Genomic DNA, 12967 nt, shown 5'->3' on the forward strand with positions numbered 1-12967 from the left:
CAAGCTCTGTCACAGAAAAAACGCGTAAAGCGCACGCGTCAACACACATGCAGCCGCAATCCGGTACAGAGTTATTCCGGTTGACGACAGCGAGCCGGTTTACCTGGCTCGGGGAAAAAAGTACATTGTGCTGAAAGAAAATTACAACATGGACCCGGTTGCTGAGGACGCATCGCCACCGGGGCTATCCTGCAACGAGGAGAGGAAAATGGCGGTAACACAAACAGCCCAGGCATGCGATCTGGTGATTTTCGGTGCCAAAGGCGATCTTGCGCGCCGTAAACTGTTGCCTTCACTGTATCAGCTGGAAAAAGCAGGTCAGATCCATGAAGAGACGCGCATTATTGGCGTAGGTCGCGCCGAATGGGATAAAGCAGAATACACCAGAGTGGTACGTGAAGCGCTGGAAACCTTCATGAAGGAGAAAATAGACGAAGCGCTATGGGATAAGCTCAGCGGCCGTCTTGACTTCTGCAACCTCGACGTTAATGACACCTCGCATTTCCCGAAACTGGGCAAAATGCTCGATCAAAAAAATCGTACCACCATTAACTATTTCGCCATGCCGCCAAGCACGTTTGGCGCGATTTGTCAGGGTCTGGGCACGGCAAAACTTAATGCTAAACCGGCACGCGTGGTAATGGAAAAACCGCTTGGTACGTCACTGGAAACCTCGCAAGAAATTAACGACAGCGTGGGAAAATACTTTGAAGAGAGCCAGGTTTTCCGTATTGACCACTACCTTGGAAAAGAGACGGTCCTGAATCTGCTGGCGCTGCGTTTTGCGAACTCCATTTTTGTCAACAACTGGGACAATCGCACCATTGATCACGTGCAGATTACCGTGGCGGAAGAGGTGGGTATCGAAGGTCGGTGGGGTTACTTCGACAAAGCCGGTCAGATGCGCGACATGATCCAGAACCATTTGCTGCAAATCCTGACGATGATTGCGATGTCACCGCCGTCAGATCTCAGCGCAGACAGCATCCGTGACGAGAAAGTAAAAGTCCTGCGCTCGCTGCGCCGTATCGATCAAACCAACGTGCGCGATAAAACCGTGCGCGGGCAATACACCGCCGGCTTTGTTCAGGGCAAAAAAGTCCCCGGTTATCTGGAAGAAGAGGGCGCGAATAAAACCAGCGCGACCGAAACTTTTGTGGCAATCCGCGTTGATATTGATAACTGGCGTTGGGCGGGAGTACCGTTCTACCTGCGAACCGGCAAGCGCCTGCCAACCAAATGTTCTGAAGTGGTTGTGTATTTCAAAAATCCTGAGATGAACCTGTTTAAGGACTCCTATTCAGAGCTGCCACAGAACAAGCTGACCATCCGTTTACAGCCGGATGAAGGCGTAGATATTGAGATTCTGAACAAAGTGCCGGGTCTTGATCACAAGCACAAACTGCAAACTACCAAGCTGGATCTGAGTTATTCCGAAACGTTTAACCAGTCGCATCTGGCGGATGCCTATGAACGTCTGCTGTTAGAAACCATGCGTGGCATCCAGGCTCTGTTCGTACGTCGTGACGAAGTGGAAGCAGCCTGGACGTGGGTAGACTCAATTGTTAATGCCTGGGCCGCTGATGGCGACTCCTCTAAGCCTTACCAGGCGGGAACATGGGGACCGGTGGCTTCCGTTGCTATGATTACTCGCGATGGACGTTCCTGGAATGAGTTCGAATAACTGAAATAATCTGGCCCGCCATGAGCGGGCCTTTTTGTCTCTGTTATCATCCTGGGAAATTGAACTGGCGTTTCAAAAACATCGTAGTTCAATAGACGCCTGCGAAGCTTATCATGTATGGTAGATGCGCTAATTTACAGGGTTAGCGCCGACGCGCCTGTGTCGGAACGTTAATCCCGGCATTATCAAGCAAGGGGAAGTGATGAAAAACTGGACAACGAGTGCAGAACAGATTCTCAAAACCGGACCAGTCGTGCCGGTTATCGTAGTGAACAAGCTGGAACACGCGGTGCCGATGGCGAAAGCGCTGGTGGCAGGCGGAGTAAAAGTACTGGAAGTGACGCTGCGCACCCCGGTGGCAATGGATGCTTTGCGGGCGATGATTAAAGCGGTCCCGGAAGCGATTGTAGGGGCGGGTACGGTGATTAATACTCAGCAGTTGCAGGAAGTGACCGAAGCGGGTGCCCAGTTTATCATTAGTCCTGGGATTAGCGAATCTTTGCTGAAAGCGGCGGTTGAAGGCCCAGTGCCGCTCATTCCTGGTATCAGCACGGTTTCTGAACTGATGACCGGTATGGATTATGGGCTGCGCGAATTTAAGTTTTTCCCGGCAGAAGCGAATGGGGGTGTAAAAGCGTTACAGGCGATCGGTGGGCCTTTCCCGCAGGTGCGTTTCTGCCCAACCGGCGGCATTTCACCCGCTAACTATCGCGATTACCTGGCGCTGAAAAGTGTGCTGTGCATTGGTGGCTCGTGGCTGGTGCCAAATGATGCGCTGGAGACGGGCGACTGGGATCGAATCACTAAGCTGGCGCGTGAAACGGTAGAAGGCGCTCAATAACCGAAGTGCGGTGAACCTCTGCTCACCGCATCAGAGTTAACCCTGGACCTTGATCGACGCCGCGCTGGCTACAGCACGTGCAATCGCCTGGTCGGTGGTATCGCCACTGGCCAGCGTCACACCTAAACGGCGTTGTCCATCAATAGCGGGCTTACCAAACAGACGCACCTGCAAACCCGCGCCCAGCGCCGCTTCCACATTTACGAACTGTACGTTCTGGCTGACTAGTTGTGGCAGGATCACGGCGGATGCCGACGGGCCATACTGGCGAATGCCGCCAACCGGCAGGCCTAGGAAAGCGCGTACATGCAGAGCGAACTCCGACAGATCCTGCGAAATCAGCGTCACCATGCCGGTATCGTGCGGACGCGGCGAGACTTCACTGAACACCACCTCATCACCACAAACAAACAGCTCAACGCCAAACAGGCCATATCCCCCTAAAGCTTTTACCACTTTTTCAGCGATGTCTTGCGCCTGTTCTAGCGCTTTATCGCTCATCTGCTGTGGCTGCCAGGATTCACGGTAGTCACCCTCTTCCTGACGATGACCAATGGGGGCGCAAAAGTGAATGCCATCCACCGCGCTAATGGTCAGCAGAGTAATTTCAACATCAAACTTCACCACACCTTCAACGATGACGCGACCGGCACCGGCACGTCCGCCTTGCTGCGCATACGCCCAGGCCTGGTCCAGCTGGCTGGCTTCGCGAATAAAGCTCTGGCCTTTACCGGATGAGCTCATTACCGGCTTAACGATACACGGGAAACCGATCTCAGTGGCTGCAGCATCAAAAGTGGCTTTGCTGTCGGCGAAGCGATAGCGGGAGGTGGGCAACGCCAGCTCTTCAGCCGCAAGGCGGCGAATGCCTTCACGGTTCATGGTCAGCCGCGCGGCGCGAGCCGTCGGCACGACGCGCTGACCAAGCTGTTCCAGCTCAACCAGCTTTTCTGTGGCAATGGCCTCGATTTCCGGCACCACAAAGTCCGGTTTTTCCTGGGCGATAAGTGCTGCCAGCGCATCGCCATCCAGCATATTGATGACGTGGCTACGATGCGCAACGTGCATCGCAGGTGCATCGGCGTAACGATCAACGGCAATCACTTCTACACCTAAACGCTGACATTCCAGCGCGACTTCTTTACCCAGCTCGCCTGAGCCTAACAACATCACACGCGTCGCAGCAGGGCGCAGCGCAGTTCCGAGAGTCGTCATAAATTCACCTAAACAGTCACAAAAATGCGCGCGCAGTATAAACGAAAACGTTTGCGTTCTCATCCTTCCGTCACGGATGGCTTTTTTTCCTTTGCCTGCTCTGTCATTTTCTCAGACCCGTTTCGTCAGAGCTGTTGTCTAACCACACGAACAGGCGTGGATGAATCACTGATGGCAACAGATCCAATCGGCACTGAAGAAAAGCCCATAGGTGAGCTGTGATAACAGGAAAAAAGAGAGCAGGGCGAACAAGCCCGCTTCTCCGCCAGTTAAGTTATTTCTGAGCGTCAGATGTGGCCTTTTTGCCGTTTCGGTTATCGGTCTCCGCTTGGCATCTTCGGTCAGAGATGCCACGCTTACAGGACATTACTTTCACGGAGACGGATGTCATGAAAGCACCCATCGCAAATAAAATCCCTTATGAAATGTCGCTACATGGCGAAACGCGCGTCGATAATTATTACTGGCTGCGTGATGATAAACGTGAAAACAGCGATGTACTTGATTACCTGCGTGCCGAAAATAATTACGGCAGAAAAATCATGGCATCACAGCAGCCATTGCAGGACAGTATTCTTAAAGATATCGTTGACCGCTTGCCTCCGCAAGACCATTCCGTTCCTTATGTTAAAAATGGTTACCGTTATCAAAGTCGCTACGAAAGCGGCAACGAATATGCGGCCTATTATCGCCAGCCGGCCAACAGCGAAGCGGAAGAGGAATGGACGCTATTGCTTGATGCCAACCAGCGCGCCTCACACAGTGAGTTTTACACCATGGGCGCGTTGCACATCAGCCCGGATAATAAGGTAATGGCGCTGGCGGAGGATTTCCTTTCACGTCGCCAATATGGCATTCGCTTTCGTAACCTGCAAAGCGGTAGCTGGTATCCCGAAGTATTAAGTAACGCCTCTTCCAGCTTTGCCTGGGGCAATGACTCGCGCACCGTGTATTACGTGCAAAAGCATCCACAAACCCTGCTTTCTTATCAGGTCTGGCGGCATGATCTCGGAACATCGCAGGCTGACGATCGGTTAATCTATGAAGAGAAGGATGACACCTATCATCTTAGCGTGCATAAAACCACCTCTAAACAGTTTATTCTGATAGCGCTGTACAGCACCACAACCAGTGAAATACAGCTGCTTGATGCTGGTTTTCCTGATGCGCAGCCACAGGTATTTTTGCCACGTCGTAAAGACCATGAATACAGCCTTGATCACTACGATCATCAGTTTTTTATTCGCTCCAATCGCGACGGCAAAAATTTCGGTTTGTATCGTTCCCGTTATCTGGCTGAGGCGCGCTGGGAAACTATTATTCCGGCACGTGACCATGTCGTCATGGAAGATTTCCAGCTCTTCCGTGACTGGCTGGTCGTGGAGGAGCGGCAACGCGGCTTAACCAGCTTGCGGCAAATAAACTGGAGCAGCGGCGAAACCAGTGGTATCGCGTTCGACGATCCGACCTATGTAACCTGGCTGGCCTATAACCCTTCACCACGCACCAGTAAACTGCGTTATGGTTATTCATCAATGACCACCCCCACGACTCTGTTTGAGCTGGATATGGATACCGGCGAACGCCGCGTTCTTAAACAAAGCGTGGTCGGCAATTTCAATGCGGATGATTATAAAAGCGAACACCACTGGATTACCGTTACTGACGGCACCGAAGTGCCGGTATCGCTGGTTTATCACCGCAAACACTACCAGCCAGGGAAGAATCCGATGCTGGTATACGGCTATGGCGCTTATGGTAGCAACATGGATGCGGATTTTAGCGTCAGTCGTCTGAGCCTGCTGGACCGCGGTTTTGTCTATGCGCTGGTACAGGTACGCGGCGGCGGCGAGCTGGGCCAGCAATGGTACGATGGCGGGCGCCTGCTGAATAAGATGAACAGTTTTACCGATTTTATCGATGTCACCCAGGCCTTGGTCAAACGCGGCTTCGCGCATCCTGAGCGATTGTATGCCATGGGAGGCAGCGCGGGTGGATTGTTAATGGGAGCGGTGATCAATCTGGCGCCACAGTGTTTTCACGGCGTGATCGCACAGGTGCCGTTCGTGGATGTCGTCACCACCATGCTCGACGAATCCATCCCGTTAACCACGGGCGAATACGATGAGTGGGGCAACCCTGATGATGAGGAATATTATCGCTACATCAGGCAGTACAGCCCGTATGATAACGTCGAAGCGAAAGCCTATCCGCATTTGCTGGTCACCACCGGCTTACACGATTCCCAGGTGCAATACTGGGAACCGGCTAAATGGGTGGCGAAGCTAAGAGAAATGAAAACCGACGATAATTTACTGCTGCTGTGTACCGACATGGATTCCGGGCATGGCGGTAAGTCAGGTCGCTATAAAGCCTATGAAGGCGTGGCGATGGAGCTGACTTTTATTATCGCATTAGCGCAGGGCAGTTTGCCTGACGCCCGCGATTACTGAAGCTGACTGAGATATTTACGTAGCGCCTGCCGCAACGGTGGGCGTAAATCTTTGACGTTATCCAGCATCCATTTCAGGTACCCCGGATCTTTCTTTGCGATGACCGCAACGGGTTGACCACGGTATTTGCCAAACGGCAGCACGTCGTCGGGCTGTTTCGCTGGCTGGCAACGCTGCGCCATTTGCGTGGTATCCCAGCCAGATATTGCCATAATGCGGATCAATAGCGCGGCGGTGACATAACAGTCGTAAAGTGCGCGGTGCGCATGGAGATCATCCGGGGGTGTAACGTCAAGCTTCAGGCTATGCCGCAACGCCTGGTTGCCATATTTAATGCCCGGCCACAGCTGGCGAGCCAGCGTCATTGTGCAGATCCATTCGCCATGCATTTCCGGCAGCATACGCCGATCAAAACTGGCATTATGCGCCACATAAAACGGACTGCCATGATAACGACCGATCGCCTGCTCAATTGTCGGTTTGCCAGCGACCATCGCCTCGGTGATGCGATGCACCGCTATCGCCTGGCGGCTGATGGGACGATCGGGTGAAATCAAATCACTCATAGGATTTACGATCTGCCCGTCGATGACATCGACCGATGCGACCTCTACCACGCCGCCTTGTAAGCCGCAGGTTTCAGTGTCTATCACTCGCAAAATAACTATTTCTGCTTCGGTTCGTAGGGCAGGCGAGACAGGCTCAGCGATGCCTGGCGGTAATGCATCAAACGCTGACGGAACCAGTCGCGCAGCGCTTCAGGCTGCTCATTCGCGACCATTTCTGCCACGACTGGCATGTTATAGCGCTCTTTGAACGCCACACCCGCTGCAGCTAAATCGACGTTCACTTTGTCTTTCTCTTCCTGCGACAGCAGGGCAAGGTTGTGACTCATGGTGTTCTCCTGATGATGTCGGGCAAAAGTAATGTTTTCCCCCGTCTGAATCAAGGGCAAAGGATCGCACCGCTGGTCTCGACACCTTAAAAACAGCAGCGTATCCTTGCGCCACGTTTGCAGCAATAGCTGCGGTTAAAAGGATGATCTCATGCAAAAAAACCTCGCCTCACGTGTGGCAATGTCCCTGATTGCCACCAGCGCGTTAGCTTTTAGCCAGTTTGCTTGTGCACACGCCCACCTGACATCATCAATGCCAGCAGCCAACGCCGATGTGACGCAATCCACCCAGACATTGACGCTGAGTTTTACTGAAAACGTCGAAGCGGCATTTAGCGGGGTTGAGATTGTTGATGCACAGCAAAAGCCCGTCGCTGGTGAAAAAACCAGGCTGGATGCGAAACAGCATAACCGGCTGATTGTCGATCTCGCGCAGCCGCTTGCAGCGGGAAGCTATCAGGTGAACTGGCATGTGTTGTCAGTTGATGGACATAAAACTAAAGGAAGCTACCGCTTCAGCGTGAAGTGATTTGTGACAACGTTGTGGATTTTGCTGCGGATGCTGCATTTTATCGCCGTGATGGGGCTGACAGGCAGTGCATTTTACACTGCACTGCTGGCACCCGTCTCTTATCGTCGTGTGCTGGCGACCCGTATGCAGCTATTGTTGCAAATCAGCGCCGGCCTGGCATTATTGAGCGCACTGGCCATGCTGGCCGCGCAAAATGTATTGATGAGTGGCGACTGGCATAATCTCAACGATGGCACTACCTGGTTAGCCGTGCTGGGCACTCGATTTGGCACAGTGTGGCAGTGGGAAATTGGATTTGCGCTGGGCGCGTGTTTAATGATGTTGCTACGCGGGCGGCTGCGCCAACAAGGTTTGTTGCTGTCCGGGATAGGGCAATTACTATGTCTGGCCCTGACAGGACACGCTGCGATGCACGACGGTTTTACCGGCGTGCTGCAACAAGTAAATCATGCGTTGCATCTGGTCGCCTCGTCTTTTTGGGCAGGTGGCTTATTACCTTTATTGTTGCTGATGCGGGATACGCGCCAGATTGATCGCCGCGCTGACGCTATTCTCACTATGATGCGATTTTCCCGCTATGGTCATCTGGCGGTGGCGCTGGCATTGATAACCGGCCTGGTCAACAGCCTGTTCATTGTCGCCTGGCCCCTGGTGTGGCGCGATAATCTTTACCTGTTGTTACTCTCAGTGAAGGTATCTCTGGTGGCAGTGATGGTGCTGGTGGCCTTAATAAACCGTTACTGGCTCGTGCCGCGCTTTCACCTGGCAGGGAGTGGCACGCAACAAAAATTTATTCGCATGACGCAGTTTGAGTTACTGCTGGCTTGCGGAGTGACTGGACTGGTCAGCGTATTTGCTACGCTTTCACCAGCCTGAATATGATCAAATTGAACGAGTACAAGGTAGGCTATTTTGCTGAAGAAAGTGATCCCCGCTATTTTGCTGTTATCTGTATGCGGTCAGGCGCTGGCGGCTGAAATTATTACGGTTAGCCGCTTCGAGATCGGTAAAGATAAGTGGCCCTTTAACCGTGAAGAAGTGATGCTGACCTGCGAAAAAGATGGTTCGCTATTCGCTATTAATCCCAGCACGCTGATGCAATATCCTTTAAACGAGCTTGCTGATGCGCATTTTAAAGCGGGCCAGGTAAAAGCTCAGCCGATTAGCGTGATTCAAATTGAGGACAAAGCGAATCCAGGCAAAATGATGAGTCTGCAACCGATTATCGAGCGCACCCAGGCGCTGTGTAATAAGTAAATTGGAGGGGTGGCAGCCATGCTGCCCTTGTTTCATGCCATTTCTGCCGTTCGGATCACAAACAGCCCTCCTTTTTCCTGATCAAAACCTGGCTAGCTGGAAAATCTATCACCCTGTTCTAATCTTAAGGGGTAAGGCGAAACTGCCTTCATTAATGCCAACTTTTAGCGCACGGCTCTTTGAGAGCCATTTCCCTGGACCGAATATAGGAATCGTATTCGGTCTTTTTTTATATGCATGATTTATAACGAATATTTCCGGAAAGCACGAAAATGTCCGAAATTTGTCCGAAATCCTTATATCCGGCTCAAATCATCACATATTCCTGACCGCGATAAACCAGATACTTTTTGATCATCGAAAGGTTTTTATGGCCGAGCAACCTTTGCGCAAAATCTTCACCATTTTCTACTTCGTACAGTCGGCTTGCAAAGCTTCGTATTTCGTAGAGAGAGGGGGGTTACTGCCGAATTGAATTTCACTTGCTCGCCGATCACCCCAGTTGATGGATTCGCTGATTATGTTGCTGAAGCAGCGCAGGAGCTTCACGATTTACAGGATGTCGCAGCTGTATTGAGAAAATTAGCAGAATATAACCAGGTCACGTAGTCGGTTTTTTATTTGCTGCGCATTAATCGGCGGACTTTTTCGCTAATCAGCCATAAACGACTGCTTTATTTGGGGATTTTTGTCGGCACGAGAGGATCTGACCCTCCGACATCTGACACCCCATGATAATGCGATATTTTCAGTGCTGGAATTAAGGACATAAAAAAACCGGCGCTGAGGCCGGGTTGGGTAAATTATCTTCAGCAATTCGGATAAGAGCGGTAGTTTCGGCTGGAAAAACGTTCGAATATTTCCCGGCGGTCAGGGAGGCAGCTTTTTATGCACCTCAGTCTATAAAGCGCGCCCGCAAAATATTGCCTGGCGCGCCGCTATTGCCATTACGCCTGCCTGGGTTGTCCGTTTGACGCAGTAATCCCGCCGTCAACGGGCAGATTCACGCCCGTGATATAACGCGCATCATCGCTGGCAATAAAAGCGATTGCGCTGGCAATATCTTCTGGCTCACCAGCACGGCGTAATGCAATACGATCATAAAACTTATCCAGCAAAGCCTGATTATCTTTCATGTCTTGAGTTAAGTCTGTAAAAGTCAGACCGGGACAAATGGCATTAACACGTACGCCATCTTCACCATAATCCATGGCCAGCGATCGCGTCAGATTAGTGACAGCGCCCTTGGCCGCGTTATAAACGCTCATGCCCCAGTCACCGCCTAATCCTGAAACAGAAGAGATATTAACGACATTACCTTTGGTTTTTAATAACGCAGGCATGAAATAGTGTATGCAGTGAAATACGCCATCAAGATCGACCTTCATTAACTTTTTCCAGTCTTCAGGCGCTATTTCATGTATACGTCCTTGTACCACTATGCCAGCGTTATTGACTAAAACGTCGGTGCGGCCATATTTATCCTGCACTTTTGCTGCCAGCTCTTTAACCTGTCCGGCGTCAGAGACGTCACAAGGCGCAACAAGATGATCGCCTTTCGTTAGTGATGCCAGCGTGGTTTCCAGTTTCTTTTGCGTGCGGCCAATTAACACTACCGACGCACCTTCATCAGCAAAGCGCTTAGCGGTTGCCTCACTAATGCCTGAACCTGCACCGGTAACCACAACCACTTTTCCTGAAAATCGGGACATATTTTCTCCTTATCTGACATCTGGGTATCAAACTAAAATGACTCCAGCGCTGAGACGGATGCAAAAATTGAACGTTATTCACTTATAAAGCTAAGCACATTCCCTACAAAAATATGTAATAAATCAGCCAGATTATGCGCGTCGGCCATTAAGCAAGAATGAGTCGTGGATATAGCGCAGGGAGCACAACGTCTATAATTTCAAATATCAACAAACCGCTTCTCAGAAGAAGGCTTAATGATGAATTATCAATATTTGAACGGTGAAAACTGGCAAAAAATTTGGATTGTGGGGGATTTACATGGCTGCCGTAATCAGCTTGATGCGTTGTTACAGGCTCACGACTTCGATAAGCAGCAGGATTTATTGATCTCGGTCGGCGATCTCATTGACCGTGGCCCTGACAGCCCAGGCTGCCTGCAATTGGTGGAAGAGCCGTGGTTCCGCTGTGTCCGAGGTAACCATGAGGAGATGGCGCTGGAAGCGTTACAGGGTCACGGAATGAAGTTGTGGGAAATGAATGGCGGCGAGTGGTTTTGGCGGTTAAAAGGAACAGCGCTGATCAGTGCGCGACACGCACTCAGTCGCTTAAAAGAAATACCACTAATCCTGCACCTTCAACTTGACGAGCGCATTGTTGTCGTTGCCCACGCCGATTATCCTGCCGATCATTATGCATGGGAACAACCGGTTAACTGGCACGACGTGGTATGGAGCCGCAAACGTATTGATGGCCTGCAACATGGCAAATACGATCCCATCTCTGGGGCTGATGCTTTTTACTTCGGTCATACGCCGCTGCATCAACCGCTTGATGCAGCGAATCTTCACTATATCGATACTGGCGCGGTGTTTGGTAACCACCTTACGCTGGTGCGTGTGCAGTGATAATTAACGGAACAGGCGCCCGTCGCGGACTAACTCGCGCGGATAACTGTTTTTAATACGGTTTCCCACCTTCTTCGCTAACCCCAGCGGTTGCTGCTGATAGGTCACGATCATCTCATCACGCTCAGGCACGGACTCGGGATAGATGTCTCTGCCTCGATACCACTCTTCCGCTTCATTAGCCGTTAGTTCAAAAGCCTGACTGGAGCCGGGCCGGGCCAGCGCTACCACCGCTTCGTGCTGCCAGCGATAGCCTTTTGTAAAGGTCTCGGCAAGCTTCAGACCAATACGCGAAAATCGTACTTTACCCAACATTGGCGTGACGCTGGTCGGGAATAACCAAATTTCTTTATCGCGTTGCCATAGCGTCAGGGATGGGTCCCACGTTAACGATACAGCGGCGGCAGCCTGCACAATTTCACTTTCCAGTTTGCGACTAACCGGTGCAAATGGCAGTTTGCCGACTTTATAGGTCGGTTCAGGCAGGGGTGCTACGGAGGTGAGCTTGCGCAAACGTGCAACGAAAAATCCTTCACTGTCAAAAAGCTGCGGGAAAACGTGCAAATAACCTTCTGGTGTAGCGGCCTGGGCTGCGCCATCGAAAAGATCGTTAAGCGGAGTAATTTCAACCGCCCCAGGATAACGCTTAAGCAGCCAGGCAATCACCTGCTGATTCTCAATCTGGTTGAGGGTACAGGTGGAGTACACCAGTGTGCCGCCGGGCTTTAGCGCATGGAAAGCGCTGTCGAGTAAATCTCTTTGGGTGGCAGCAATGTCGGCGGTACTTTCCAGGGTCCAGTTTTTCATCGCGTCAGCATCTTTACGGATTACCCCTTCGCCAGAGCAAGGCGCATCCAACAGGATGGCATCAAACATTTCCGGTAGCGCGGGACCAAACACGCGTGCATCAAAATGCGTCAGCGCGGTATGACTGACACCGCAGCGGCTAATATTCGCGTGCAGAACTTTCACCCGGCTGGCGGAAAATTCATTAGCGAGGATGACGCCCTGATTATTCATTCGCGCCGCGATTTGTGTGGTTTTCGAGCCTGGCGCAGCAGCCATGTCCATGATTGCACTGGCATCGCTTACGGCGTCGAACAGCGCGGTAACCGGCAACATGGAGCTGGCTTCCTGGATATAGAACAGGCCACTCAGATGCTCAGCCACGCTGCCCAAAGGCAGGCTTTCGTCTTCTCGCGTAATCCAGAAACCTTCGTTACACCAGGGTACTGGCGTCAGTTGCCAGCCATAACCGGCAATTTGCGCCAGAAAACGGGCAACGCTGATTTTCAGCGTATTAACGCGAATGCTGCGGCGTAGGGGCTGCTGACAAATGGCGATGAAGCGGGCAAAGGTGGCCTCATCTGGCAGGCTTTGACGCATTAGCGTGAGGAAATCGGCTGGGAAAAGCGAAGAAGAGTCCGACACAGGTAATATCCAGTAGAAGCAAAGGCGGGAAGTGTATCACGCGGAAATGAAACGGGCAG

The 12967-nt window shown here is 51.7% G+C and carries 12 protein-coding genes; 7 read left to right on the top strand and 5 right to left on the bottom strand.

Annotated elements, in window-relative coordinates; translation table 11 throughout:
- Window positions 1-208 precede the first annotated feature (208 nt).
- The gene (zwf, locus tag QRY16_RS00330) at window positions 209-1684 is read left to right on the top strand and encodes a glucose-6-phosphate dehydrogenase (protein WP_193405276.1); all 1476 of its coding nucleotides are present in this window, start codon (window positions 209-211) and stop codon (window positions 1682-1684) included.
- A gap of 202 nt (window positions 1685-1886) precedes the next feature.
- Entirely contained in the window at window positions 1887-2525 is a 639-nt protein-coding gene (locus QRY16_RS00335) for a bifunctional 4-hydroxy-2-oxoglutarate aldolase/2-dehydro-3-deoxy-phosphogluconate aldolase (RefSeq protein ID WP_289775244.1), read from the top strand.
- Between the two features lie 36 nt (window positions 2526-2561).
- Here the strand turns inward: QRY16_RS00335 and purT are convergent, their stop codons facing one another.
- Window positions 2562-3740 (bottom strand): formate-dependent phosphoribosylglycinamide formyltransferase, encoded by a 1179-nt coding sequence (gene purT / locus QRY16_RS00340; RefSeq protein ID WP_289775245.1) that lies wholly within the window; start codon window positions 3738-3740, stop codon window positions 2562-2564.
- Window positions 3741-4129: 389 nt separating this feature from the next.
- On the opposite strand from purT, the gene QRY16_RS00345 reads away from it, so the two are divergent.
- A complete protein-coding gene (locus QRY16_RS00345; RefSeq protein ID WP_289775246.1) occupies window positions 4130-6193 on the top strand; it encodes a prolyl oligopeptidase family serine peptidase in 2064 nt (687 codons plus the stop codon).
- On the opposite strand, the gene exoX is transcribed toward QRY16_RS00345, so the two are convergent.
- Together exoX and QRY16_RS00355 are read right to left on the bottom strand one after the other, a co-directional pair.
- On the bottom strand, window positions 6187-6855 hold the full coding sequence (exoX, locus tag QRY16_RS00350) for an exodeoxyribonuclease X (protein WP_289775418.1): 669 nt from the start codon (window positions 6853-6855) through the stop codon (window positions 6187-6189). The genes QRY16_RS00345 and exoX overlap by 7 nt on opposite strands.
- A gap of 2 nt (window positions 6856-6857) precedes the next feature.
- The gene (locus tag QRY16_RS00355; RefSeq protein ID WP_193405271.1) at window positions 6858-7088 is read right to left on the bottom strand and encodes a DNA polymerase III subunit theta; all 231 of its coding nucleotides are present in this window, start codon (window positions 7086-7088) and stop codon (window positions 6858-6860) included.
- 151 nt (window positions 7089-7239) lie between these two features.
- Here QRY16_RS00355 and copC point away from each other — a divergent pair, with 151 nt between their 5' ends.
- The 3 genes from copC to QRY16_RS00370 are packed head-to-tail and all read left to right on the top strand — an operon-like array spanning window position 7240 to window position 8877.
- Window positions 7240-7617: a copper homeostasis periplasmic binding protein CopC gene (gene copC / locus QRY16_RS00360; RefSeq protein ID WP_289775247.1), complete on the top strand. Its 378-nt coding sequence runs from the start codon at window positions 7240-7242 to the stop codon at window positions 7615-7617.
- 3 nt (window positions 7618-7620) lie between these two features.
- Window positions 7621-8496, top strand: a complete 876-nt coding sequence (copD, locus tag QRY16_RS00365; protein WP_289775248.1) for a copper homeostasis membrane protein CopD — start codon at window positions 7621-7623, stop codon at window positions 8494-8496.
- Between the two features lie 33 nt (window positions 8497-8529).
- The gene (locus QRY16_RS00370) at window positions 8530-8877 is read left to right on the top strand and encodes a YebY family protein (RefSeq protein WP_289775419.1); all 348 of its coding nucleotides are present in this window, start codon (window positions 8530-8532) and stop codon (window positions 8875-8877) included.
- A 947-nt stretch (window positions 8878-9824) separates the two neighbouring features.
- Here the strand turns inward: QRY16_RS00370 and budC are convergent.
- Entirely contained in the window at window positions 9825-10589 is a 765-nt protein-coding gene (gene budC, locus QRY16_RS00375; RefSeq protein WP_289775249.1) for a meso-2,3-butanediol dehydrogenase, read from the bottom strand.
- Between the two features lie 240 nt (window positions 10590-10829).
- On the opposite strand from budC, the gene QRY16_RS00380 reads away from it, so the two are divergent.
- Window positions 10830-11477, top strand: a complete 648-nt coding sequence (locus QRY16_RS00380) for a metallophosphoesterase (protein WP_193406658.1) — start codon at window positions 10830-10832, stop codon at window positions 11475-11477.
- 3 nt (window positions 11478-11480) lie between these two features.
- On the opposite strand, the gene rsmF is transcribed toward QRY16_RS00380, so the two are convergent.
- The gene (gene rsmF / locus QRY16_RS00385; RefSeq protein WP_289775250.1) at window positions 11481-12908 is read right to left on the bottom strand and encodes a 16S rRNA (cytosine(1407)-C(5))-methyltransferase RsmF; all 1428 of its coding nucleotides are present in this window, start codon (window positions 12906-12908) and stop codon (window positions 11481-11483) included.
- Window positions 12909-12967 lie beyond the last annotated feature (59 nt).

The sequence above is a fragment of the Mixta mediterraneensis genome (assembly GCF_030283135.1).
In the GTDB taxonomy this organism is placed as follows: Bacteria; Pseudomonadota; Gammaproteobacteria; order Enterobacterales; family Enterobacteriaceae; genus Pantoea; species Pantoea mediterraneensis.